Below are 24,295 nucleotides of genomic sequence, written 5' to 3'. Positions count from 1 at the left end.
AAGTCTTTTACTTAATTATAGAACGGGAGTAGAATTAAGTAAATGCAAAAATAGAAGGCAAACTTCTATTTAACTCGGAGAGGAAGCTGTTATTATGAAAAAACACCGTTCGTTGAATGTTTTGTCAGGACCGTTACTTTTTCTGCTTGTCCTGCTTATACTGGCACCTGTTATTGAATTTAAGCAGGCGGCCGCTATTGCCACGATTTTCTGGATGGGCCTTTGGTGGGTGCTGCGTCCGGTAAATATTGCCGTAACCTCGTTGCTGCCGATTCCGCTGAACGCTATCTTCGGCATGGTGCCGATGGAGGGGATTATCAGCAAATACTTTTCGGAAATTGTCGTGCTGCTTGTCGGCAGTGACCTTATCAGTCTGGTGTGGGAAAAAACACATCTTGATAAGCGTCTGGCGATTAAAAGCCTTTGCGGCTTGGGAACATCGATGCGCGAGCAGATTTGCGTCTGGCTGGTAGCTTCAACGTTGCTGTCCATCTTTTTGCCTAACGTTGTTGTAGTTATGATTCTGTTGCCGGTGGCTGTAAGCATGCTGCGCTTTTTGGGGCAGCAGCAGATTACCGACAATCCCGTAGCAACACCGATTTTGCTGGCCATCGTCTGGGGCGCAGGCTTCGGCGGTTTCGGCTCACCTTTGGGCAGCAGCTCTAATCTGGTAGCAATCAGTTATCTGGAAAAGCTCACGGGACACGAATTCATGTATGTGGATTGGATTATCCGCTTTCTGCCGCTGCTGTTCATCATCATGCTGCTCATTCTGGCTTATCTGCTGCATCTGCCGCTGCCTGTTAAACGTCTTGACGGCGGCAATGAATACTTTCGTGCTGCTTATGCCAAGCTCGGCCCGATGAGCCGCGGCGAAAAATTAGGCCTGTGGCTTTTTATTCTCGCAACAGGCTTGGCCTTCGTCCGTCCGCTTTATGTGCAGTATCTGCCGCTGATGAAACCTGCCTATGTTTTCTTCACCTTCGGCATGCTCACTTTTATGCTTCGTAACGAAACAGGCCAGCTGCTTTTGACCTGGCGTGAGGCTGAAAAGGGCATCATGTGGGGAATGATTTTCCTTTTTTCCGGCGGTCTGGCGTTGGGCCAGCTGATTACAAAGACCGGTGCGGCAACGCAGATTGCCAAGGTAATTACGCTGCTGCCGTTGAGCGGAGGCTGGGAAACGATGTTCAGCCTGACGCTCTTTGCTACCTTCCTGACGGAAATCAGCAGCAATACCGCGGCGGCCTCCATCTCGATTCCTGTAGTACAAAGTATTTCGCAGCAGCTGGGGCTAAATCCTATTCCTTATATCCTGACCTCAATCGTTGCCGTAAACTGTGCCTTTATCCTGCCGGTCAGCACGCGTGCCGTGGGTGTAACCTACGGTCTGAATCCTGACGATTTACTGAAAAACGGTATCAAGCTTTCGGTAATCTGCATGTTGCTCGTCAGTGCGCTTGGCTGTATCTGCATGCATTGCTGGAGTCTTTTCAACCATCTTTAAAGGAGCCTTCTTTGTTTACTCCCTTGTCATTGCTGGGATGGCGGGGGAGTATTTTTTGCATAGAATTGTGGAGAAGTACGCTTGAAAATGATGCAAAATAGCGGAAAAATGAGGAAAATAGATTTTTTTTGTAAAATCGCTGATTTTAGTGCATTTTTTGCTATACAAACGCGGTTTTTTGTAGTAAAATCATATCACAAGAATTAAGGCGGAACGGAAGGTTCCACACATATGCTCAAGAAAGGTTGTGTTATTAAGGTAATGAACGAGCAATCCATGAATAGAAGTTTAAAGAACAGACACTTACAGATGATTTCTTTAGGTGGCATTATCGGCAGCTGTTATTTTTTAGGTGCCGGATATGCGATTGAGCAGGCCGGACCTGCTATTATTCTTTCTTATCTTTTTGGCGGTGCAATCGTCTTATGCGTTATGCTGTGCCTGGCGGAGCTGGCTGTAGCTAAGCCTATTTCCGGTTCCTTTGTTACCTATGCACGTGAGAATATATCCTCAACCTGGGCTTGCGGCGTTGGCTGGGCCTATTGGCTGAACTGGATGGCTTACGTGCCGTCTGAAATGATTGCTGCGGGTATCATTATGAATAATTTTGTACCTGCCGTCAGTCAACTGTGGTGGGCAATTCTTTTTGGCCTGCTGGTGACTGTAATTAACCTTTTTCATGTTGATAATTTTGGCGAAAGCGAATTCTGGCTTTCCATTATCAAAATTGCTGCCCTTGTGGGCTTTTGCGGCGTTGCCGGTCTGATCGTTTGCGGTCTTGTCGGTGACCAGGGCTATTTAGGCGCTAAGGTGCTGCTGAGCCAGGGCGGTTTTGCTCCTCAGGGATATTGGCCGATTGTGCTGACCATGGTTATTATTCTGGTTAACTTCCAGGGTACCGAAATTATCGGTCTGGCTGCGGGCGAATGCAAGGATCCTGCTAAAAGCATTCCTATTGCGGTTCGTAATGTTTCCTGGCGTGTCATTGCTTTATATATCATTCCTATTACATTACTGCTGTCCATTATGCCGTGGGATAAGGCCAGCCTGAAGGAGAGCGTATTTGCCGCTGCTTTGGCGGAATACGGCTTTGACGGCTTAGCCTCTGCGATTGCCTTTGTTGTACTGGTTGCTGGCGTTTCCTGCGCCAACTCCGGCTTGTACGGCGGTGCTCGTGCTCTGCATGCACTGGCTCGCATGGATATGGCACCGGCGTTTTTGGGCAAGCTCAATAAAAACGGTATGCCGCAGAATTCCATTATCGTTTCTGTGTGCGCCTGCTGGGCAGTTATCGTTTTCTATACCTTTAATCCCGATTCTACACTGTATACTTATTTGCTGGCAGTATCCGGCTTTACCGGAGCAATGGCTTGGATTTCCATTTGCTGGAGCCAATATAATTTCCGCCGCCGTCTGATTGCCGAAGGCAAGGAGGATACTCTGAAGTATAAAACACCGTTCTTCCCGTATGTTACGCATTTCGGTATCTGGTCGCAGGTTTTCTGCCTGGCAGTAATTGCTTTGACACCGGATTTGCGTCAGACGCTGTATGCAGGTGTACCGATGTTGGTGGTGCCGATGCTGTGCTATCGTTGGCGCAAGCATCACAAGAGCTTGCTCCAGACTAAAACTCAGGTAGCAATGGCACATAAATCTTAAAAGTATATGGAGGTTGCCGCAGATGCGGCAGCCTCTTTTTATGTAATGCACGAAAATATAAGAATATAGCAGAGCCTTTTGAGTATAATGCCGGAAGGTGTTATAATAGGTGTTAAAAGGAGAATGGTTATGCAATTAGTAGTAGATAAAATCGCCAAAGCATTTGGCATTCATGAAATATTTAAAGATGTAAGCTTTATGGTGGAGCAGGGAGAGCATGTCGGTCTTGTAGGCGTCAACGGCAGCGGCAAGACGACGCTGCTGCGTTGCCTGTTGCAGCCTGAATGGGTTGACAGCGGTGCGGTAAAATTCGAGCCCGGTATCAGTGTGGGCTATGTACAGCAGGGCTTTACCGATATCAGAGGTACTATCTGGCAGTTTATGCAGACAGCCTGTCCGGAAATCAGCAGCCTGCGCCAAAAGCTGGCACAGCTGGAGGCTGATTCCGGCAAGCTGCAGGGCGAAAAGCTGGACAGCTGCCTGGAGGAATACGGACGCGTACTTAAACGTTATGAGTTTATCGATGGTTATAATTACGAAAACCGCATTAAGCGTGTGCTTATCGGTTTGGGCTATACCGAGGATTGGTGGCAGCATGATGCGGCAACGCTGAGCGGCGGTCAGAAAACACGTCTGATGCTGGCGGCGGCACTGGTGCGTAATCCCGACTTCATGATTCTGGACGAACCGACAAACCATCTGGATATTGTTATGACGCAGTGGCTGGAAAAGTATCTGCAGGAATTTAAGGGCGGTCTGCTCGTTGTCAGCCATGACCGTGCCTTCCTTGATAATGTTGCTATGCGCATTCTGGAGATGGAGGGCGGCAAGCTGCAATCCTTTAAGGGCAATTACAGCCGCTATCTGGAGCAGAAGGCGATTCAGAGCAGTACGCTGACTGCTGCCTACAATGCACAGCAGGATTATATTGCGCGCACTGAGGCGTATATCCGTCGCTTCAAGGCAGGCATCAAGAGTAAAATGGCGCGTGGCCGTCAATCACAGCTCGACCGTCTGGAGCGCATTGATGCGCCGGTGCAGCACGAGGAGTTTGAACTGCGTTTGCCGCCGGCTGCCGAATGTGCGGACAGAGTGCTGATTATGGAGGACCTCACCATAGGCTACGGGGAGAAGGTGTTGGCCAAGGGTATTAACCTGACACTGCGCCGCGGCGAAAAGGCTGCGCTTTTGGGTGCCAACGGCACCGGTAAGACGACGCTGCTGCGTACTATCTTAGGTGAAATCACACCGCTGAAGGGCAAGGCAAAGATTGGCAGCAGAGTGCAGATCGGTTATTTTTCGCAGAGCTATGAGCGATTAAACCCGGAGCAGACGCTGCTGGAAAACTTTGTTGTTGAATACGGCTTTACGGAAGAGCATACACGCTCGATGCTTGGCGGTATGCTGTTCCACGGTGACGATGTGTTCAAAAAAATCGGTGAGCTGAGCGGCGGTCAGAAGGCACGTCTGGTGCTGCTGAAACTGGTGCTGGACGGTGCCAACTGTCTGGTGCTTGACGAACCGACAAACCATCTGGATATTATGGCACGCGAAGCCGTAGAGGCTGCGCTGGAGGCCTTTGACGGCACAGTGCTGGTAGTAAGCCATGACCGTTATTTCGTCAATGAGGTTGCGGACCGCATCTGGGAGATTGAGGATTTAGAGGTTAAGGACTACAAGGGCAATTACGATTTTTACCTCGAAGAGAAGCAGAAAAAGGCTGCGGCTTTGGCGCAGGCACAGGAGGAAGCGGAAAAGGCTGCGGCCTATGCGGAGGCACAGGCTAAAAAGCAGCAACAGCAGGTTGCTGCTGCGCCGGCGAAAGCGAAAAAGCAGGATGATAAAAAGCGCCGTTACAGTCCTGACGAGGCTGCGCGACTGCTGCCCAAGGTAGAGCTGCAGATTCGTGAGCAGGAGGCTATGATGGGCCTTTTGGAAAAGCAGATGGCGGACCCGGCAAATCACACCAGTCCTGAGCATAGCGCAGCTATGGCAGCAGAGCATGAGGAATACGAGCAAACCATTGCCGAGCTGATGGAAAAATGGGAGCTGCTGATGGAAGCGGCGGAGGATGCCTGATGGACGATAAAAAGTATATGCAGCTGGCGCTGGCTGAAGCACGCAAGGCCGCAGAGCTTGGTGAAATTCCTATCGGTGCGGTACTGGCGGACATGACAACGGGCGAGGTTATCGCCGCTGCGCACAATATGCGTGAAACGTGGCATGACGCAACGGCGCACGCTGAGGTCATCGTCATCCGCAAGGCCTGCGAGCGCCTGGGGCGTTGGCGTCTGAGCGGCTGTGCGCTTTACGTTACCGTTGAGCCCTGCCCGATGTGCAGCGGTGCCATTGTCAACGGCCGTGTCGACCGCGTTGTTTATGGCTGTCCTGATGTGAAGGCCGGCGGTGCGGAATCCATTTTCAATATTATTACGAATCCTAATCTTAATCACTGCGCGGAGGTTGTCAGCGGCATCTGTGAGGAGGAATGCGCGCAGGTGATGCGCGACTTTTTCCACCGTCGCCGTCAGGAAAACAAGGCGAAGCGCAGGAGTGAAGCTGGTGTGTCGCAGGAATAATTTCAGTATGCGGTTGCCAAGACGGGATTTTTCCTATATAATATTAATGTTAACCTGATGCGAATATATTCGCGCCAACAGAATAATGGAGACGTAGCGAAGTGGTCATAACGCGGCTGACTCGAAATCAGTTTGCCGTTTGCGCGGCACGTGGGTTCGAATCCCACCGTCTCCGCCAACGAAATTCAATCCCGCAGCTTATTTGGTTGCGGGATTTTTAGTGTGTAACATATTTATCATTTTGGTAGGTTTTATCGCCTATTAGTTAATTTCTTCTGCTTTTTGTTTGCCAAAGATGTCGCTAACTGTTAAAATGTCATACGAATGCTTTTGATTTTGGGGGATTATTATGACATCGGAAAAAATAATTGATATCTTAAAAAACGGTAAAATTCATCTGTCGTGCGAGCTGTTTCCGCCTAAGCAGGGCGCAGAACTGCAAAACAGTCTGGAGATTGTCAACAAAATTGCAGCCAGCAAGCCGTCCTATATGAGCGTCACCTATGGCGCAGGCGGCAGCACGGTAGGCTATTCGGCAGCACTGGCCAAAAAAGTAGAGGATAACGGCATGCCGGCTCTGGCTCATCTGACTTGTGTAAAGGCTGATGAAGCAAAGCTGGCAGAGGTACTTGGACAGCTGCAGGGCTTTGGCGTAAAAAATATTCTGGCGCTGCGCGGCGATATCCCGGCAGATATGCAGGGCGAGGCAATCGGCAGCTTTGCCCATGCCAGTGAGCTGATGCGCTTTGTGAAGCAGCAGGGCGATTTCTGCGTCGGCGGTGCTGCTTATCCCGAAGGCCATCCCGAATCCGGTTCCTTGGAACAGGATATAGAAAACACCAAGTACAAGGTAGATGCCGGCGTTGACTTTTTAGTGACGCAGATGTTTTTTGATAATACGATTTTATATAACTATATGTTCCGCCTGCTGCGTGCAGGCATCAATGTGCCGGTAGTGCCGGGTATTATGCCGGTGACAAATGCCAAGCAGATTATCCGTATCTGCCAGCTGAGCGGTACTAAGCTGCCGCCGCAGTTCCGTGCGATGGTAGAAAAATTTGCCGATAAGCCGGATGCACTGAAGCAGGCAGGTATCGCCTATGCTACCGGTCAAATTATTGATTTGATTGCCAATGGTTTTGACAATGTACACATCTATACGATGAACAAGCCGGAAATTTTTGCCGGTATTATGAATAATCTCGGAGAGATTGTAGATAAATAGTCCTGCGCTATGGCGCAAAAGTCAGGTTGTTGTTATGGAATTTAAGCAAAAGGAAGCGCTGCGCTATCTGCGGGCCAAGCCGGGAGATAAGGCAGCAGAAATTTTAGTGGATACGGTTTATCTGAAGCTGCGCAATGAGGTGCAGGCGCGTTATATCCTGCAAAAGCATGCGATAACGGCAGATGAGGCAGGCGTAACGCTGGACTGCGGCGTACGCTTTCATTCGCGTGCGTTGGCGCGTCATTTAAAGGGTTGCGACACTGTGCTGCTTATGGGTGCAACACTCGGCAGCAGGGTGGACGCAGCCATCCGCCGCCTTGCGCTCATCAGCGTTGCTGAAGGTGCGGCGGCTCAGGCTGTGGCAGCGGCGCTGATTGAAAGCTATTGCGATGAAGTGCAGGCGCAGGCTGAAACCGGCGGTCTGCTGCAGCGTCCGCGCTTTTCGCCTGGTTACGGAGATTGGCCGCTGGAGGAGCAGCGTCAGCTGTTCGCAGTGCTGAACTGCGCCAAACGCATCGGCCTGACGCTGACGGACGGACTGATGATGGCTCCGTCCAAGTCGGTGACGGCAATCATCGGCTTATCGGAAGATGCTGCCTGCGTGCAGAATAAATGTATGACCTGCAGTAATATAAACTGTCCTTACAGAGATACTGATATTAAGAAAGTTTGAGGAGAAGATTTAATTTATGAATTTTAAGGAATTGTTAGGCAAGCAAATGCTGTTCTTTGATGGTGCCACCGGCACACAGCTGCAGGCACGCGGTCTGCAGCCGGGTGAGCTGCCCGAAAGCTGGAATTTTACACACCCCGATATTGTAGAGGCTGTGCATCGCAGTTATCTTGATGTAGGCTCCAATATCGTAAAATCCAATACCTTCGGCGCTAATCCGTTGAAGCTGGCAGGCTCCGGCCTGGATTGCAAGGAAACCATCGAAGCGGCTGTGGCGATTGCCAAGAAGGCCTGCGGTGGCAGGGAAAATAAATTTGTTGCGCTGAATTTGGGACCGACAGGCAAGCTGTTGGCTCCTTATGGCGATTTGCCTTTTGAAAAGGCAGTAGAAGCCTACGGCGAAATGGTACGTTACGGTGCTGCTGCCGGTGCGGATCTTATTCTTATCGAAACGATGAGCGACACCTATGAAATCAAAGCTGCGGTTTTGGCGTCTAAGGAAAACTGTGATTTGCCGATTTGCGTGACCATGACCTTTGACGAGGATGGCAAGCTGTTGACCGGTGCTACGGTAGAGGCTGCCGCTCTGATGTGCGAAGGCCTGGGCGTAGATGCCATCGGCTTTAACTGCGGTCTGGGACCGGTGCAGGTGGGTAAGCTGTTCCAGCAGATGCTGGCGGCAACTAGCCTGCCATTGATTATCAATCCGAATGCCGGACTGCCGGTACAGCGTGACGGCAAGACCTGCTTTGATGTCGGCCCGGAGGAATATGCGGAGCTGATGTACGAGCTTGCAGGCAAGGGAGCAAGCATCGTCGGCGGCTGCTGCGGTACAACGCCGGAGCATATTGCGCAGATGATTGCCAAATGCAAAACTCTGCAGCCCGGAGGTACGCGTGATTGCCGTCTGACGGCGGTATCCTCCTACGGCAAGGCAGTGCATCTTGGCGAAGGTCCTATAATTATCGGCGAACGCATCAATCCTACAGGCAAAAAGCGTTTGAAGGAAGCATTGGTCAACAGTGACCTTGATTATGTGTGCCGCCTCGGTCTGGAGCAGATTGGCGTAGGCGCGCAGATTCTGGACGTTAACGTTGGAACGCCGGGCATTGACGAAGCGGCAATGGCCGCAAAGGCTGTGCCGGCGCTGCAGGCGATTACCGATACCCCGCTGCAGATTGATACATCTAATTACGAAGCAATGGAAAAAGCACTGCGCCTTTATAACGGCAAGCCGATGCTCAATTCCGTCAACGGCAAGGAGGACAGCCTGCAGCATGTGCTGCCGCTGGCTAAAAAATACGGCGCTGTGCTGGTTGCACTGTGTCTTGATGACAGCGGTATTCCCGCTACTGCAGCAGGACGTATCGCTGTGGCCGAAAAAATTATCGCCCGTGCGGCCGAATACGGCATTGAAAGCCGCAATATAGTTGTGGACCCGCTGGCACTGACGATTTCCACCGGTGCCGATAACGCGGCGATTGCCTGTGAGGTTATCCGCACGATGAAGGCACGCGGCATCAACACTGTTATGGGTGTTTCCAATATTTCCTTCGGTCTTCCCGGCCGTGATGCCGTCAACAGCACCTTCTTCAGCATGGCGATGGCAGCAGGCCTTTCCTGTGGCATTATCAATCCGCAGAGCAAGCCGATGATGGATGCTTATTACGGTTATCGTGCGCTGGCAGGCTATGACGAGGGTTGCAAGGAATACGTGCAGCATTATGCAGATGCACCGAAGGCTGCAGCAACAACAGTAAGCGAAATGGGTCTTTACGATGCCATTGTCAAAGGACTGCAGGGACCTGCGCGTCAGGCCGCAGCCAAGGCTCTGGAAAGCGAAAAGCCTTTGGATATCATTAACAAGTATATGATTCCTGCGCTTGATTTTGTCGGTCATGGCTTTGAAAAGAAAACTCTCTTCCTGCCGCAGCTTCTGATGAGCGCTGATGCGGCGAAGGCAGCCTTTGAGGTTATCCGTGAGGCTGTCGGCGTGGGTGAAACACAGGGAGAAACAGTGATTATTGCTACCGTCCACGGTGATATCCATGATATCGGCAAAAACATCGTTAAGGTACTGTTGGAAAACTATGGTTATCGCGTGCTTGACTTGGGCAAGGATGTGCCTGTGGAAGCAGTTGTGGAGGCAGCCAAGAAAACTGACGCCAAGGTTGTCGGTTTATCTGCATTGATGACAACGACAGTAGGCGCAATGGAAGAAACTATTGCTGCGTTGCATAATGAATGTGACTGTCAGGTTGTTGTCGGCGGTGCGGTGCTCACGCAGGAATACGCTGATACCATCGGTGCCGAGCATTATGCACCGAACGCTGTCAGTGCGGTAAACTACGTCAACGAAATCCTGGGCAAATAATTTATATACAGATAATTTGAGGACTATCATGCTTAGCGTGGTAGTCCTTTTTTACGTTGTTTCGACTTTGGGGTCTTTCAGCAGGAAAAACTGCTCCCTCCCAAGAATTAAACAAATATCACCATGAACGGAGGGATGCTGCATGAACATTTACGTTTGGCGACACAACAAAACATATCACAGTCACAGTATGATTGATGAGCCCTGCGTCAACAGCGAATTTTATCTTGATGCGATTGCTGTTGTGCTCGCACATGATTTGGAAGAAGCACTGACCAAGCTGGCGGAAGAAAACAAAGGCTGGCGCACGGAGGATCTGCGGCAGCTGCCGTGCAGCGTATATCCTGCAGATAAGGCGGCAGTAATTTTTTCCGAGCTGCGCGGGATTATTCCGCATCTCTAAAAACAAAAAAAGCCCGAATTCCCACATGAAATGTATGTGAGAATTTGGGCTTTTGCTTTATCTGCTTACCAGATGCTTTTTAAAATCGGCAGTAAAATCGGTGCCAGGATAGAGGTGCTGATGCCGGTAAGGGCAATCGCTACACCGCCGATAGCCAGCTGAACGGGGCTGACATTGGCGCAGACGCTGGTGCCGAGGCCGTGGCTGGAGGCGCCGATAGCGAGGCCGGCAGCCAAATGGCTTTTGATTCCCAGAAGACGCAGCAGCTTGTGATTAAAGGTTGAACCCAGCATGCCGGTAAAGATAACAGCAGCCGTAGTCAATGCCGGAATGCCGCCGATGGTTTTGGAAACGTCAATGGCGATTGGCGTGGTAATGGATTTGGGGATGAGCGAAAGCAGAACCTGCTCGCTGGTACCCATGGCCTTGCCACAGAAGTAAACCACTATGATAGCCGAAAGCGTTGCCAATGTAACGCCGCCGGCAATAGCACCGGCCTTGGCCATGATGAGTTCACGATTCTTGTACAGGGGCAGGGCCAGAGCGATGGTTGCCGGTCCTAAAAGAAAGTTAATGAATTCCGCACCTGCCTCGTACTGTTTGTACTCTACGCCGGGCGCCAGAACGATGACAGCAATGACCAGAGGGCAGGCGATAACGAAGGGCGGAATGATGTTCAGGCTGAAGCGGTCGATGATGATTTCGCTGATAACGTACAGGATAACTGTCAGACCGATGCCAAAGAGCGGTGAGTTAAGTAAAACGTCAGGAAAAAGCATCATTGACTCTCCTTTCCTTTAAGCATTGCTTCGATAAAGAAGGCTGTAATGCTCAGAACGACAATGCTGCAGACAACAATGGTAACAGTAATGGGCAGCAGCTCAGCTTTGATAACATCTACATATAATATAACGCTGACGCCTGCCGGTAAAAACAGCATGCCCATTTTGGAAATCAGGATATCGCAGATGCCCTCGATGGAGCTTGCCGGAATAACGTTGCCGCAGAGAAGTGCCGTTAAAATCAGCATTCCCAAAAGAGCGGGCGGAAATGGTACGCCGAGGGCGTTGATGATAAGCGTGGATACCCATTGCAAAAGCAGCAAAAAGGCAATACCGCGCAATAAGCTGGTGGGTGACATTTTGTTTCCTCCTCATAAAACATGACAAATAATATAATTATAGACCTGTTGGTGGAAGTACGCATAAAGGTCAAAACGGCCGGGGTTAGCCGATGGTCTTTGGGGTTAAGGGTACTTGGCCGACAGAACGACATGCTATTAATATTGCCACAAAGCTAACAATATGTCAACAAAATGATGGTAATTTTTCACTGAATTAACACAGAAAACTATTTGACTTTTTGACTTTTGCTGATATAATAGCAATTAGAAAGTGAATAGTGGTCCGGAAATGGAAAAGAGTCCATTCGGTTATTGACTGCTATTGAACCTGATAGAAGGAGGTGCAGCGTGATGAATGAACGCTACAGTGAAGAGGTAAAGGCTATATTGGAGGCTGCTCAGCAGCAGGCAGTTATGAACTATCACCAGGAGCTGACAACGGCACATGTTCTGGCAGCATTGTGCGGCAGCGACGGCTTCTTTAAATATTTGCTGCAGAGCCTGCACATTGATGAAAATGCTTTCAGCAAGGATGCTAAGGCTTTAGTAAAGAAAATCCCCGGAGTTAAAGGTCAGGACCGTCAGCTGATGATGGGTACCGGCTTTGCCAGAGTAATGGCTATTTTGGGACAAAGTAAGGAAGAAATCGGCATCGGCCAGCTGGTTGCGGCTATGGCAAGTGACGGTGACAGCGATGTAGTATCGCTCTTCCGTAAATATGGTATAGACAAGAAAAAAGTTGAGGCGGCATTTATGCAGTATCAAAATAGCGAAGCAAATGATGAAACTAAAAAGACGCTGGAAAAATACGGCCAGGATTTGACGGCAAAAGCTAAAGAAGGCAAGCTGGATCCGGTAATCGGCCGTGATGAGGAAATCCGTCGTACGATTGAAATCCTTTCGCGTCGTAAGAAAAATAATCCGGTGCTTATCGGTGAGCCTGGCGTTGGTAAAACTGCCATCGTCGAAGGTCTGGCAAGACGTATTATTGCCGGCGATGTACCGGAGAGCCTGAAGAATAAAACCCTGTATGCTCTGGACCTGGCAGCTCTGGTTGCCGGTGCCAAATACCGTGGTGAGTTCGAAGAGCGTCTGAAAAAAGTATTGAAGGCTGTCAGCGAAAGCGCCGGTCAGATTATCATGTTTATTGATGAGCTGCATACCGTTGTCGGTGCTGGTGCTGCTGAAGGTGCTATGGATGCAGGCAATATCCTGAAACCGATGCTGGCACGTGGCGAGCTGCGCTGCATCGGTGCAACTACGCTGAACGAATACCGTAAGTATATTGAAAAGGACAGTGCACTGGAGCGTCGTTTCCAGCCGGTAATGGTTAAGGAGCCAAGCGTTGAAGATACAATTTCCATCCTGCGTGGCCTGCGTGAGCGCTATGAGGTACATCATGGCGTGCGCATTAAAGACGCTGCCCTGGTGGCTGCTGCTGTGCTTTCTAACCGTTATATCAATGACCGTTTCTTACCTGATAAGGCTATTGACCTGGTAGATGAGGCTGCTGCCCGTCTGCGTACCGAAATTGATTCGCTGCCGACCGAGCTTGATGAAAGCAAACGTCGTATCCTGCAGCTGGAAATCGAAGCTCAGGCTTTGGGCAAAGAGGAGGATGCTCAGTCCAAGGATCGTTTGGCTAAGCTGAATGAGGAGCTGGCAAAGCTGCGTAAGGAAAATGACGAGCTTGTTAAACGCTGGGATGCAGAAAAGGCTTCTATTGCCCGCGTGCGTGAGGTAAAGAAGGAAATCGATGCTGTGAAAAACCAGATGGAGCAGGCTGAGCGCGACTATGACCTGAATAAAATGGCTGAATTGAAATACGGCCGTCTGCCTGAGCTGCAGAAGGAATTGGCTGCTTTGTCCAAGAAGGATGAAAACGGCAATGACAATGTTATGCTCAAGGAAGAGGTTGACGAAGAGGATATCGCCAAAGTTGTCAGCACCTGGACCGGCATTCCTGTTGCTCGCTTAGGCACCGGTGAACGTGCTAAACTTGTTCACCTGGAGGAAATCCTGCACGAGCATGTTATCGGTCAGGATGAAGCAGTCAAGGCTGTCAGCGAGGCTGTTATCCGTGCACGTGCCGGTATCAAGGATCCTAACCGTCCGATTGGTTCCTTTATCTTCCTTGGTCCTACCGGTGTCGGCAAGACTGAGCTGGCTAAGACCTTGGCCGAGGTGCTCTTTGATGATGAACGCAACATGGTTCGTATCGATATGAGCGAATACATGGAGAAGCATACCGTATCTCGTCTGATCGGTGCGCCTCCCGGATACGTCGGCTATGACGAAGGCGGTCAGCTGACCGAGGCTGTACGCCGTCATCCGTACAGCGTAATCCTGTTGGACGAAATCGAAAAGGCACATGCAGATGTCTTTAACGTATTGCTGCAGGTTCTGGACGATGGCCGTTTGACTGATGGTAAAGGCCGTATCGTTGACTTCAAGAATACTTTGATTATCATGACCAGTAACCTTGGCAGTAGCGAGATTATGAAGGCGCAGGGCTCTATGGACAGAGAAAAGATTCAGCAGATGCTGATGAACTTCTTCCGTCCGGAATTCCTGAACCGTGTTGATGACATCGTTGTGTTTAAACCGCTGCAGGCAGAACAGATTAAGGAAATCGTTAAACTGGTACTGCATGAACTGGGCGACCGTCTGAACAAGCAGCTTGAGTTGACGCTTACTTATACTGACGAGGCTGTTGCTTTCCTGGCAAAGGCCGGCTTTGATCCTGCCTTCGGTGCCCGTCCGTTGAAACGTCTGATTGTCCACACTGTTGAAAACATCCTGGGCAAGAAGATTGTTGCAGGCGAAATTAAAAATGGCGACAAGGTTGAGGTTGTGCTTGCTGATGATGCCATCGACGTTGTTGTAAAATAAAATATGCTGTGAGACTTGGCGCACTCTCTGCTGCCGTGAAAACGGCGGCAGGGGGTGCGCTTTTTGTGTGCGTGGACATATCTAAAGTAAGTTTAGCATTTTTGCCTTGTTTATTCTAAGATGGATATTGATGAGAAACCTAAAAGTGTTTGACTATTTTAGTATCTATAGTTGATAATAACAATAGATGTTAAAAACATTTGACTCTAGGGAGGGGAGAATGATATACTTTCTATAGATCAATTTGGAAAGGTGTGATATTTGTGGATGAGTATTCAAAGGATAATTGGGAATCAGTATTTTACACTACATATAATAGCATTGTAAATGGAGAGATAGCTCGACATAAAGCTGCTAAGAATTTAAAAAAATGTGTTTTGATGTCATTTAAGTTAATAGAAAATGATTATGGTATAGATAGAACGTTAGCTATTACTGATATAGTGAACAAGTGTGAAAATTATGCTGAAAAGGAATTTTCTATCTTGAAAGGGGAAAAACTTAAAACAGATAAAGTTAATGTTGAAATTAAATTGGAGATGTTAGATCTTTGTGATTTGATGAAGTCGTTAGGAGATGAGTTAGAACTTAAATTTAAATATGTGGATTCTATTGATGAGTATATTGGAAAGTGTCGTAGATTTGATAATGAAAAAAGAGTAGAGATAGAAAAATTATATCCTGATTTATTTAAAAGTACCAAATGGGTTGCATTAACAGTATATGCAATTTTTGGTGTAATTATGTTTTTGTTAGTGAAATTTGTTCCTTGTACAACTAGTGTAGAAAATAAAAAGATAGAAAATCAAACTAGTGAAAATAGAGTTGTGGACGTAACAAAAAATAAAACGCCAGAAATAGAAGAGGAAAAGAAAAAAATTGTTGATGCAGCAGTATTAAAAGAATTAATAGAATCATATGATAAAGTCCTTAGTAATACTCTAAATGGCCTATATGATGGATGCAGATTTAGAGGGCAATATTTTGTTGTTGTTTATGTAAATTCTAATTGGTATTATTTGAATAAGGGGCAAAAAGAAATAGTTGTGGAGAGAGTGGTAAAGACATATGCTGGAATGAATGGTGCAAGAGGATTAGAATTTGATATTGATAAGTTACATGTATATATTAAAAGTCCAACGTCTGAAAGAACTTTGGCTGATTGGGGACCTATCATGGGGATTGAGATAGAGGAGTGAGAATATTCAATGTGTAATACATAAATGTACTAAACATAGCGAAGTACATAACTGTCATGGAAGCGTATGGCTTTGGGGGCAGGCTTAACAGCGAAGCGACGTGCGTAGCAGAGCTGATGAAAATGTATAAGGTGTTGGTGGAGAAGTAGGGAAAGAAAAATTTGACAAGTTCAGTTATGTATAGTAAGATATGAATAGAGAACTGGCAACGGAGTGTGTCAGTATAAGTGGTGATGCCAAGAAGCGTGTCAGGATGCGGGACTTGGAGGAGCTTTATGTAGGGTTTTGCTATAGAAACCTCAACCTGACTTATGTACGTTCGTGTGCAGACATAAAAATAGCAAAATGCAGATGGACACTATTTTCTCGGTAGTGTCCATTTTGCTTATTTAAGAAAGGGGATTTATGGGACGAGATATTTTATTGATGGCGGCTCAGGCATATAAAAATTTGATAGCAGTTGAGTATCATATTGTTTTGGGTAGAAAGGGTAATACTTTTGATTTGAATATCGTTTTTATGCCAGAAAACTTTTATCATTTAGCTGGCTTTCATAAACTAAAGCAAAGATACTCGTTTCAGCAACGGACTAGTACGTGGATATTAGAGCATATTCTCAACGGAACAGTTACAAGTGATGTGATTGCAAGTGATAAAAATTTTTCGATATTAGAAGAACGCTTATATTCCTTGAAAATTTTAGAACAGGTTATAGATGCTCAGGAAACGAAATTTTATTCTTATGATAAGAACAGGGTTGCATTTGCTACAAGAATAACAGCTGATTATTTAGCAAAAGGGATGCTTGCCAATGAACCCATAGTATTTTCTTTCTTTGTGAGAACAGACAAGAAATATTGTATGAATTCTATATTTCAAGAAACTGCGTATGATTACAGCACGAGACAGACTCAATATACTGTGTTGTTGAAAGAGAAGAAAGTTGTTAGTAAAGGTTTAGTTAGCAGCGTCGAATTATATAGGCATAATAAGTACGCTGGAATATAGAGATTTTCGCGCACTCTCTGCTGCCGTGAAAGCGGCGGCGGAGGGTGCTTTTCCTTTGCTCTGAAGTTTTTCCGAACGATTTTCTAAAAAACTGTTAAAAAGTTCACAGTTTATTTGACGTTTACGCGTTGGATTGGTATAATTAAAGTGAATTATTTAAGTGATTGAGAACCCGGGTTAGATTTTGCACAGGATTTCGAAACTGAACAGCTTTCTGCTTGGGTTTTATTGTTTCTACAAGTAATTTTTGGGAGGTAGATTTCAATGAAAGTTGCAATTATCATGGGTAGTAATTCTGACTGGCCTGTACTTGAGGCTGCAGAAAAAACTCTGAAGGAGTTTGGCGTTGAAACTGAAGTAGTAGTTGCTTCCGCTCACCGTACTCCGGACGTAGTACAGAACTTTGCTAAGGGTGCCCGTGACCGTGGCGTAGAGGTAATTATTGCCGCAGCCGGCGCAGCTGCTCATCTGGGTGGTTTCATCGCTGCCTTTACTACTGTTCCTGTCATCGGTATTCCTATTAACGCAACACCGTTGGCCGGTATGGATGCACTGCTGAGCTTTGTACAGATGCCTTCCGGTGTACCTGTTGCAACGATGGCTATCAATGGTGCTAAGAATGCTGCATTGTTCGCGATTCAGATTCTTTCCGTCAAATATCCGGAGCTGGTAGAAAAACTGGCAGAGCATCGTGCAACAATGCGTGAAGAAGTAAGAGCTAAGGGTGAAAAACTGGCTTCCATGCGTGGCGTTCCTGCGCAGGAGTTCAAGGACTTACACCTGTAATAGTGAATAGTGAGTAGTGGATAGTGAATAGAAACTGACTGCTAAACATTAATAACTAATTACTGATCACTTATAACTAACCACTAATAACTGACAATTGATAACTAAAAACTAAAATTAAGGAGAAAAATTGTGGAGCAGATTTTCGAGGAGCAAAATTTTAGCGAGGACAAGCTGCATGAGGAGTGCGGTGTCTTTGGTATCTTCAGCCATAATGAGGATGTAGCACTCAACACCTATTGGGGACTGTATGCGCTGCAGCATCGTGGCCAGGAAAGTACCGGTATTGTTGTAACTGATGGCGAGCGCATGAAAATTAAAAAGGGCATGGGTCTGGTTGCCGATGTCTTTAAAGATGGCGTTGCTGATTTGCAGGGCTATGCGGCTATCGGCCACGTACGTTATTCCACCACCGGTGCCAGCATGCCGTATAACATTCAGCCGCTGAAGGTTTATTTTGACGGCGGTAACCTTGCGCTGAGCCACAACGGTAACCTGACTAATGCCGGTCAGCTGCGTGCTAACCTGGCTAAGGAAGGCGCAGTATTTAATACTACTGTTGACAGTGAGGTTGTATTGAACTTGATTGCCTACAGTGCACGTCCGACTATTGAAGAGCGTGTAGCAGAGGCTGTTAACCAGATTAAGGGCGCTTTTGCTATTCTGCTGTTGACTGATAACAAAATTATCGCAGTACGCGATCCATACGGCTTCCGTCCGCTGGTACTCGGCAAGATGGAAAACGGCTGGTGCGTTGCTTCCGAATCCTGTGCCTTTGACCTGGTTGGTGCAGAGCTGGTACGCGATGTTAAGCCCGGCGAAATGATTATTATCGACAGCGATAACTCCGAGCCGCGCAGCATGATGTGGGCTGAAAACAAACCGGCAAAGCCTGCGCACTGCATTTTTGAATATGTTTACTTTGCTCGTAATGACAGTATCATCGACAACCAGTCTGTATATGATGCACGTATCCAGATGGGACGCGAGCTGGCTAAGGAAACGCCTGATATTCATCCGGATATCGTTATATCCGTTCCTGACAGCGGTACTCCGGCGGCAATCGGCTATGCTATGGAGGCCGGTGTCCCCTTCCTGGAAGGTCTTACCAAAAACCGTTATGTAGGCCGTACCTTTATTCAGCCGACGCAAAAGCAACGTGCTAATGCAGTACGTCTGAAGCTGAATCCGGTACGCAGCGTTGTAGAAGGCAAATCTGTTGTCATGGTCGATGACTCCATCGTTCGCGGCACTACCAGCGGCAAGATTGTTAAACTGCTGAAGGAGGCAGGCGCACGTGAGGTGCATGTATGCATTTCTTCTCCCCCGGTAACAGACAGCTGCTACTATGGTATTGATACCTCCGAGCGCAAGGAGCTGATTGCGGCACGTTGCACGGAAAATGAAATCTGCCGTTATATTGGGGCAGACAGTCTGCATTATATTTCTCTGGATGGCATGAAACGTGCTATTGATAAAATTGATCCAGATGGTTTGTGCTGTGCCTGCTTCAGCGCTAAATATCCCGATAACGCAGATAGTGTAATAAAAGCAGAACCTGAAAGCATTATTGAATAACAGGAGGAAGGCTCATGAGCGAGGAAAAGAAACAACTTACTTATGCTGATGCCGGTGTAGATATTGATGCTGGTAATAAAGCAGTAGAATTAATGAAGGACAGCGTGCGTGCTACCTACAGACCTGAGGTTATCGGTGATCTGGGCGGTTTCGGCGGCCTGTTTGCTTTAAACAGCGGCAAATACAAGGAGCCTGTGCTTGTCAGCGGTACTGACGGCGTAGGCACTAAGCTGAAGCTGGCTTTCATGGCTGATAAGCATGATACTATCGGCCAGGACGCTGTAGCAATGTGCGTTAACGATATTCTGGTACAAGGCGCAGAGCCCTTGTTCTTCCTGGATTATATTGCAGTAGATAAGGTTGATTCCCAAAAGGTTGCCAACATTGTTAAGGGTGTTGCCAATGCCTGCAAGGAAAGCGGCTGCGCTTTAATCGGCGGCGAAACTGCCGAAATGGCCGGCTTCTACTCCAAAGGCGAATACGATATTGCAGGCTTCTGTGTTGGCGTTGTTGATAAGAGCAAGATGATTACCGGCGATAAGGTTAAGGCCGGTGACGTGCTTTTGGGCCTGCCCTCCAGCGGTGTGCATTCCAACGGCTTCTCCCTCGTGCGTAAAATCTGCTTCGAGGCTATGGGTTATACTATGGATACCGAAGTACCGGAATTTGGCTGTACCTTGGGCGAAAAGCTGCTGACTCCGACTCGTCTGTATCCGAAAACCTGCCTGCCGCTGATTGAGAAATTCGACCTGCACGGCATGGTGCACATCACCGGCGGCGGCTTCTATGATAATATTCCCCGCATTCTGCCCGAAGATTGCGATGCTGAGGTAAATGCCGAGGCTTGGGAAGTTCCTGTTGTCTTCAAAAAGCTGCAGGAATGGGGCAATGTACCTTGGGCTGAAATGTACCGCACCTTCAACATGGGCGTAGGCATGGTATTGGTTGTTGACCCGTCTGAGGCTGACGCTGTACGCGCTCACCTGAAGGCTGAGGGCGAAACCTTCTATGAGCTGGGCAAGGTTGTTCCCGGACACAAAGAAACGATTATGAAAGGCGGCGTTTTCGGTGCATAAAATCGGCGTACTTGTAAGCGGTCGCGGCAGTAATCTGCAGGCAATTATGGACCGTATCGCTGATGGCTATCTGCCGCTGGAAATCGCGGTTGTAATCAGCGATAAGCCTGATGCTTTTGCTTTGGAACGTGCGCAAAAGGCCGATATCAAAACCGTTGCCGTAGAGCGTAAGGCTTGCGCTTCCAAAGAAGAATTTGAAGCAAAAATCAACGCTGCTCTGGAGGCAGAGGGCTGTGAGCTGGTAGTTCTCGCAGGCTTCATGCGTATTCTGAGCGCTGATTTCGTAAATAAATGGCAGCATAAAATTATTAACATTCATCCGGCGCTGCTCCCGAGCTTCCCCGGTCTGCACGGCCAGAAGCAGGCTGTGGACTACGGTGTAAAATTCAGCGGCTGCACCGTTCATTTTGTCGATGCAGGCACTGACAGCGGCCCGATTATCCTGCAGAAGGTTGTTCCTGTTATGGACGACGACACCGAGGATACTTTGGCTGACCGTATTCTGGTGCAGGAGCATATCGCAATGCCGGAGGCTTTAAAGCTTTGGGCAGAAGGAAAGCTGACAATCGAAGGCAGAAAGGTAAAGGTTAAAGCATGAAAATTAAAAGAGCATTATTAAGCGTTAGTGATAAAACCGGCATTGTAGAGCTGGCAAAATTCCTGAGTGACAACGGTGTAGAAATTATTTCTACCGGCGGCACTATGAAGGCTATTAAGGAAGCAGGCATTCCTGTAACCTATGTAAGTGATGTAACCGGCTTCCCGGAAATCATGGATGGCCGTGTAAAAACTCTGAATCCGAAAATTCATGGCGCAATCCTGGCTGTACGCAGCAATCCGGAGCATATGAAGGCTTTGGCTGAGCATGACATCACTCCGATTGACCTGGTTGTTGTTAACCTCTATCCCTTCCGTGAAACTGTTGCCAAACCCGGCGTAACCGAGGATGAGGCAATTGAAAACATTGATATCGGCGGTCCGGCAATGGTACGTGCCAGCGCTAAAAACTTCAAGGACGTTGTTATCGTAACCTATCCTAGCCGTTATGCCGGCTTAATGGAAATGCTCGCTAAAGAAGGCGACGTTGATGCACGCACCCGTAAGGAGCTGGCATTGGAAGCCTTCACTCATACTGCTGAATACGATGCAATGATCAGCGAATATCTGAAGAAGCAACTGGAGAAATAACCATGAATATTTTATTAATCGGCGGCGGCGGCCGCGAGCACGCTTTAGCGTGGAAGCTGGCGCAAAGCCCTAAGGTTGAAAAAATTTATGCTGCTCCCGGCAACCCGGGCATGGCACTGCTGCCTAAATGCGAATGCATCGCTCTGGATGTTGAGAATCTGGAGGGCGTAGCAGATTACGCTGAGGAAAAAAGCATTGACCTGACTGTTGTAGGTCCGGAAGCACCGCTTGTTGCAGGTCTTGCGGACGTTTGCAAACGCCGCGGTCTGCCGGTGTTCGGTCCTTCTAAGGCTGCAGCGCAGCTGGAAGGTTCCAAGGCATTTTCCAAAGAGCTGATGGCAAAATACAATATTCCTACCGCTTTCTTCAAAATTTGCGAGGATATTGAAACCGCTAAGGCTTACGTTGAAGAAAAGGGCGCACCTATCGTAGTTAAGGCTGACGGTCTTGCTGCAGGCAAGGGTGTTGTCGTTGCTATGACTAAGCAGGAAGCACTTGACGCTATCGACGAAATGATGGCTGACCATAAATTCGGCAATGCAGGCGCACGCCTCGTTCTGGAAGAATACATGGAAGGCGAGGAGGCTTCTCTCCTGGCATTTACCGACGGCAAAACAATTGTGCCGATGATTGCTTCTCAGGACCACAAGCGCGTATTTGACGGTGACGAAGGTCCTAATACCGGCGGTATGGGCACCTATGCTCCTGCTCCAGTTATGACCGACGTGCTGCGTTTAAAAGCAACTGAGCTGATTCTGAAGCCCGTTATCGCTGCCATGGCAGCGGAAGGCATGCCTTATCAGGGCTGTCTCTATGCTGGCCTGATGATTAAGGGCGACAGCGTGAAGGTTGTAGAATTCAACTGCCGCTTTGGTGACCCCGAAACTCAGGTAGTACTGCCGCTGCTGGACGGTGATTTGGCTGAAATTATGCTGGCCTGCGCTACCGGTACTCTGGATCAGGTAGATTTCGGCTGGTACGACAAGGCTGCTGTATGCGTAGTAATGGCTTCCGGCGGTTATCCCGAAAGCTATGCTAAGGGCATGGAAATTACCGGTCTGGCTGACGCTGCTGCAGATAAAGACGTTGTTGTATTCCACGCAGGTACAAAGGCTGACGGCGCTAAGGTTCTTACCAACGGCGGACGTGTGCTTGGTGTAACTGCCGTAGACGCAAATATCAAGGCTGCACGTGACCGCGCATATACTGCTGTAGAAAAAATTAATTTTAATGGCGCTTTTTGCAGAAAAGATATTGCATGGAGAGCCTTAAAGAGGTAAAATAGATAAAATACCTACTCGGACCGCAGAAAGGCAATTTTTTCAAGTAATTATGTTACATGATTAACAGTTGCTTTGGCTGTGGTAAACAAAAAAATTATTAAGAAAAGGATGATGAAAGAATGGCTTTTTATTATGATGAACCTGCTCACACATTTAGTGAGTACCTGTTAGTTCCCGGTTATTCCTCCGAAAAATGTATCCCCGCCAATGTAGACCTGCGTACGCCGCTGGTTAAATACAAAAAAGGTGAAGAACCGGCAATTACTATGAACATCCCGATGGTTTCTGCTATCATGCAGGCTGTTTCCGGAGAAAAGCTGGCTGTAGCTCTTTCCAAAGAGGGCGGCGTTTCTTTCATCTATGGTTCTCAATCCGTAGAGGATGAAGCTGCTATGGTTGCTCGTGTTAAAGGCTATCGCGCAGGCTTTGTAAGCAGCGACTCCAATATCCGTCCGGACAGCACTCTGGCTGACATCCTGGCACTGAAGGAACGCACCGGTCACTCCACTGTTGCTGTTACCAGCGATGGTACCGCTAACGGCAAGCTGGAAGGCATTGTTACCAGCCGTGACTATCGTCCGAGCCGTATGTCTATGGATGCTAAGGTTCGTGACTTCATGACTCCGATTGACAAAATGGTTTACGCTCCGAAAGATACCACCCTGCAACAGGCTAACGATATCATCTGGGAGAAAAAACTCAACACTCTGCCTATCGTTGATGATGACGGCCGTATGCTGTACATGGTATTCCGTAAAGACTATGCAACTCATAAGGAATATCCGTTAGAGCTGCTGGACAGCAAAAAACGCCACATCGTCGGCGCAGGTATCAACACCCGCGACTATGCTGAGCGTGTTCCCGCATTAATTGATGCAGGCGTAGACGTGCTCTGCATTGACTCTTCCGAAGGCTACAGCGCATGGCAGAAAATCACTCTGGACTGGATCCGTGAGCACTACGGTGACAGCGTTAAGGTTGGTGCAGGCAACGTAGTAGACGCTGAAGGCTTCCGCTTCCTGGCTGAGGCTGGCGCTGACTTTATTAAAGTTGGTATCGGCGGCGGTTCTATCTGCATTACCCGTGAACAAAAAGGTATCGGCCGTGGCCAGGCAACTGCTCTGATTGATGTTTGCAAGGCTCGTGACGAATACTTCGAAGAAACCGGCGTATACATTCCTGTATGCTCCGACGGTGGTATCGTTTATGATTACCACATGACTCTGGCTCTGGCTATGGGCGCTGACTTCATGATGCTGGGCCGTTACTTCGCTCGTTTCGACGAAAGCCCGACCAACAAGGTTAACATTAACGGCACCTACATGAAGGAATACTGGGGCGAAGGTTCCAGCCGTGCACGTAACTGGCAACGTTATGACATGGGCGGCGCAGCTAAGCTGTCCTTCGAAGAAGGCGTTGACTCCTACGTTCCGTACGCAGGCAGCCTGAAGGATAACGTAAACCTGACTTTGGCAAAGGTTCGTTCCACCATGTGCAACTGTGGTGCTCTGAACATCCGCGAGCTGCAGGAGAAGGCTAAGCTGACTCTGGTTTCCGCAACCAGCTTGGTTGAAGGCGGCGCACATGACGTTATGCTGAAAGAAAACTCCAACAGCAACTATCCTAAATAATTAAATGAACGTAAATAGCAAGCTCTCGAAGAAATTCGAGGGCTTGTTTTTGTATACAAAAAGCTCCCCTGAACGATTCGTTCAGGGGAGCCTGTCTGTTTCTAAGCGGAG

20 protein-coding genes and 1 tRNA gene are annotated in these 24,295 nt (G+C 48.2%); 19 read left to right on the top strand and 2 right to left on the bottom strand.

Going from position 1 to position 24,295, the window contains the following annotated elements; genetic code table 11:
• The first annotated feature begins 94 nt into the window (after window positions 1-94).
• The 9 genes from Q7Q81_RS04570 (at window position 95) to Q7Q81_RS04530 (ending at window position 10,420) form a co-directional block, all read left to right on the top strand.
• On the top strand, window positions 95-1,507 hold the full coding sequence (locus Q7Q81_RS04570) for an SLC13 family permease (protein ID WP_304273984.1): 1,413 nt from the start codon (window positions 95-97) through the stop codon (window positions 1,505-1,507).
• A 261-nt stretch (window positions 1,508-1,768) separates the two neighbouring features.
• A complete protein-coding gene (locus Q7Q81_RS04565) occupies window positions 1,769-3,166 on the top strand; it encodes an amino acid permease (RefSeq protein WP_368502109.1) in 1,398 nt (465 codons plus the stop codon).
• 129 nt (window positions 3,167-3,295) lie between these two features.
• Window positions 3,296-5,245 (top strand): ABC-F family ATP-binding cassette domain-containing protein, encoded by a 1,950-nt coding sequence (locus Q7Q81_RS04560; protein ID WP_304273980.1) that lies wholly within the window; start codon window positions 3,296-3,298, stop codon window positions 5,243-5,245.
• Entirely contained in the window at window positions 5,245-5,745 is a 501-nt protein-coding gene (tadA, locus tag Q7Q81_RS04555; protein ID WP_304273978.1) for a tRNA adenosine(34) deaminase TadA, read from the top strand. Before Q7Q81_RS04560 ends, tadA begins: the two co-directional genes overlap by 1 nt.
• 87 nt (window positions 5,746-5,832) lie before the next feature.
• A tRNA-Ser gene (locus Q7Q81_RS04550) sits at window positions 5,833-5,923 on the top strand.
• Window positions 5,924-6,094: 171 nt separating this feature from the next.
• On the top strand, window positions 6,095-6,970 hold the full coding sequence (locus Q7Q81_RS04545) for a methylenetetrahydrofolate reductase (protein ID WP_304273975.1): 876 nt from the start codon (window positions 6,095-6,097) through the stop codon (window positions 6,968-6,970).
• A gap of 34 nt (window positions 6,971-7,004) precedes the next feature.
• Window positions 7,005-7,643, top strand: coding sequence for a vitamin B12 dependent-methionine synthase activation domain-containing protein (locus Q7Q81_RS04540; RefSeq protein WP_293811758.1), 639 nt, complete (start codon window positions 7,005-7,007; stop codon window positions 7,641-7,643).
• Between the two features lie 16 nt (window positions 7,644-7,659).
• The gene (locus Q7Q81_RS04535) at window positions 7,660-10,017 is read left to right on the top strand and encodes a homocysteine S-methyltransferase family protein (RefSeq protein WP_304273973.1); all 2,358 of its coding nucleotides are present in this window, start codon (window positions 7,660-7,662) and stop codon (window positions 10,015-10,017) included.
• A gap of 142 nt (window positions 10,018-10,159) precedes the next feature.
• On the top strand, window positions 10,160-10,420 hold the full coding sequence (locus Q7Q81_RS04530; protein WP_021720293.1) for a hypothetical protein: 261 nt from the start codon (window positions 10,160-10,162) through the stop codon (window positions 10,418-10,420).
• A 65-nt stretch (window positions 10,421-10,485) separates the two neighbouring features.
• Here the strand turns inward: Q7Q81_RS04530 and Q7Q81_RS04525 are convergent, their stop codons facing one another.
• Both Q7Q81_RS04525 and Q7Q81_RS04520 read right to left on the bottom strand, forming a co-directional pair.
• Window positions 10,486-11,202, bottom strand: a complete 717-nt coding sequence (locus tag Q7Q81_RS04525) for an LrgB family protein (protein WP_304273971.1) — start codon at window positions 11,200-11,202, stop codon at window positions 10,486-10,488.
• Complete coding sequence (locus Q7Q81_RS04520) at window positions 11,199-11,561, bottom strand: CidA/LrgA family protein (RefSeq protein ID WP_304093428.1); 363 nt, start codon at window positions 11,559-11,561, stop codon at window positions 11,199-11,201. Before Q7Q81_RS04520 ends, Q7Q81_RS04525 begins: the two co-directional genes overlap by 4 nt.
• A gap of 333 nt (window positions 11,562-11,894) precedes the next feature.
• Between Q7Q81_RS04520 and clpB the strand changes: the two genes are divergently transcribed.
• The 10 genes from clpB to Q7Q81_RS04470 all read left to right on the top strand — a co-directional run bounded on the left by clpB (window position 11,895) and on the right by Q7Q81_RS04470 (window position 24,184).
• Entirely contained in the window at window positions 11,895-14,435 is a 2,541-nt protein-coding gene (gene clpB, locus Q7Q81_RS04515) for an ATP-dependent chaperone ClpB (RefSeq protein ID WP_304273968.1), read from the top strand.
• 263 nt (window positions 14,436-14,698) lie between these two features.
• A complete protein-coding gene (locus tag Q7Q81_RS04510; RefSeq protein ID WP_304273966.1) occupies window positions 14,699-15,634 on the top strand; it encodes a hypothetical protein in 936 nt (311 codons plus the stop codon).
• A gap of 405 nt (window positions 15,635-16,039) precedes the next feature.
• The gene (locus tag Q7Q81_RS04505; protein ID WP_302291478.1) at window positions 16,040-16,642 is read left to right on the top strand and encodes a PBECR4 domain-containing protein; all 603 of its coding nucleotides are present in this window, start codon (window positions 16,040-16,042) and stop codon (window positions 16,640-16,642) included.
• A 264-nt stretch (window positions 16,643-16,906) separates the two neighbouring features.
• The gene (purE, locus tag Q7Q81_RS04500; protein ID WP_009146062.1) at window positions 16,907-17,428 is read left to right on the top strand and encodes a 5-(carboxyamino)imidazole ribonucleotide mutase; all 522 of its coding nucleotides are present in this window, start codon (window positions 16,907-16,909) and stop codon (window positions 17,426-17,428) included.
• A gap of 132 nt (window positions 17,429-17,560) precedes the next feature.
• Complete coding sequence (gene purF, locus Q7Q81_RS04495; protein WP_293392748.1) at window positions 17,561-19,006, top strand: amidophosphoribosyltransferase; 1,446 nt, start codon at window positions 17,561-17,563, stop codon at window positions 19,004-19,006.
• A 14-nt stretch (window positions 19,007-19,020) separates the two neighbouring features.
• Window positions 19,021-20,082, top strand: coding sequence for a phosphoribosylformylglycinamidine cyclo-ligase (gene purM, locus Q7Q81_RS04490; protein WP_304273962.1), 1,062 nt, complete (start codon window positions 19,021-19,023; stop codon window positions 20,080-20,082).
• Window positions 20,075-20,680: a phosphoribosylglycinamide formyltransferase gene (purN, locus tag Q7Q81_RS04485; RefSeq protein WP_009146065.1), complete on the top strand. Its 606-nt coding sequence runs from the start codon at window positions 20,075-20,077 to the stop codon at window positions 20,678-20,680. Before purM ends, purN begins: the two co-directional genes overlap by 8 nt.
• Window positions 20,677-21,270 carry an IMP cyclohydrolase gene (locus Q7Q81_RS04480; protein ID WP_304273960.1) on the top strand — a complete coding sequence of 198 codons (594 nt, stop codon included), beginning with the start codon at window positions 20,677-20,679 and terminating at the stop codon, window positions 21,268-21,270. The genes purN and Q7Q81_RS04480 overlap by 4 nt, the downstream gene beginning before the upstream one ends.
• A gap of 2 nt (window positions 21,271-21,272) precedes the next feature.
• On the top strand, window positions 21,273-22,550 hold the full coding sequence (gene purD / locus Q7Q81_RS04475) for a phosphoribosylamine--glycine ligase (protein WP_210683811.1): 1,278 nt from the start codon (window positions 21,273-21,275) through the stop codon (window positions 22,548-22,550).
• A gap of 122 nt (window positions 22,551-22,672) precedes the next feature.
• Window positions 22,673-24,184, top strand: coding sequence for an IMP dehydrogenase (locus Q7Q81_RS04470; protein WP_009146068.1), 1,512 nt, complete (start codon window positions 22,673-22,675; stop codon window positions 24,182-24,184).
• Window positions 24,185-24,295 lie beyond the last annotated feature (111 nt).

This window comes from Phascolarctobacterium succinatutens (assembly GCF_958453765.1).
Lineage (GTDB): Bacteria > Bacillota > Negativicutes > Acidaminococcales > Acidaminococcaceae > Phascolarctobacterium_A > Phascolarctobacterium_A succinatutens_B.
This window is presented reverse-complemented; position numbering and strand designations above follow the sequence as displayed.

Coding starts and splice junctions, on each gene's coding strand:
- Q7Q81_RS04570 (WP_304273984.1), top strand. CDS start 95: ATGAAAAAACACCGTTCGTTGAATGTTTTGTCAGGACCGTTACTTTTT.
- Q7Q81_RS04565 (WP_368502109.1), top strand. CDS start 1,769: ATGAACGAGCAATCCATGAATAGAAGTTTAAAGAACAGACACTTACAG.
- Q7Q81_RS04560 (WP_304273980.1), top strand. CDS start 3,296: ATGCAATTAGTAGTAGATAAAATCGCCAAAGCATTTGGCATTCATGAA.
- tadA (WP_304273978.1), top strand. CDS start 5,245: ATGGACGATAAAAAGTATATGCAGCTGGCGCTGGCTGAAGCACGCAAG.
- Q7Q81_RS04545 (WP_304273975.1), top strand. CDS start 6,095: ATGACATCGGAAAAAATAATTGATATCTTAAAAAACGGTAAAATTCAT.
- Q7Q81_RS04540 (WP_293811758.1), top strand. CDS start 7,005: ATGGAATTTAAGCAAAAGGAAGCGCTGCGCTATCTGCGGGCCAAGCCG.
- Q7Q81_RS04535 (WP_304273973.1), top strand. CDS start 7,660: ATGAATTTTAAGGAATTGTTAGGCAAGCAAATGCTGTTCTTTGATGGT.
- Q7Q81_RS04530 (WP_021720293.1), top strand. CDS start 10,160: ATGAACATTTACGTTTGGCGACACAACAAAACATATCACAGTCACAGT.
- Q7Q81_RS04525 (WP_304273971.1), bottom strand. CDS start 11,202: ATGATGCTTTTTCCTGACGTTTTACTTAACTCACCGCTCTTTGGCATC.
- Q7Q81_RS04520 (WP_304093428.1), bottom strand. CDS start 11,561: ATGTCACCCACCAGCTTATTGCGCGGTATTGCCTTTTTGCTGCTTTTG.
- clpB (WP_304273968.1), top strand. CDS start 11,895: ATGAATGAACGCTACAGTGAAGAGGTAAAGGCTATATTGGAGGCTGCT.
- Q7Q81_RS04505 (WP_302291478.1), top strand. CDS start 16,040: ATGGGACGAGATATTTTATTGATGGCGGCTCAGGCATATAAAAATTTG.
- purE (WP_009146062.1), top strand. CDS start 16,907: ATGAAAGTTGCAATTATCATGGGTAGTAATTCTGACTGGCCTGTACTT.
- purM (WP_304273962.1), top strand. CDS start 19,021: ATGAGCGAGGAAAAGAAACAACTTACTTATGCTGATGCCGGTGTAGAT.
- Q7Q81_RS04480 (WP_304273960.1), top strand. CDS start 20,677: ATGAAAATTAAAAGAGCATTATTAAGCGTTAGTGATAAAACCGGCATT.
- purD (WP_210683811.1), top strand. CDS start 21,273: ATGAATATTTTATTAATCGGCGGCGGCGGCCGCGAGCACGCTTTAGCG.
- Q7Q81_RS04470 (WP_009146068.1), top strand. CDS start 22,673: ATGGCTTTTTATTATGATGAACCTGCTCACACATTTAGTGAGTACCTG.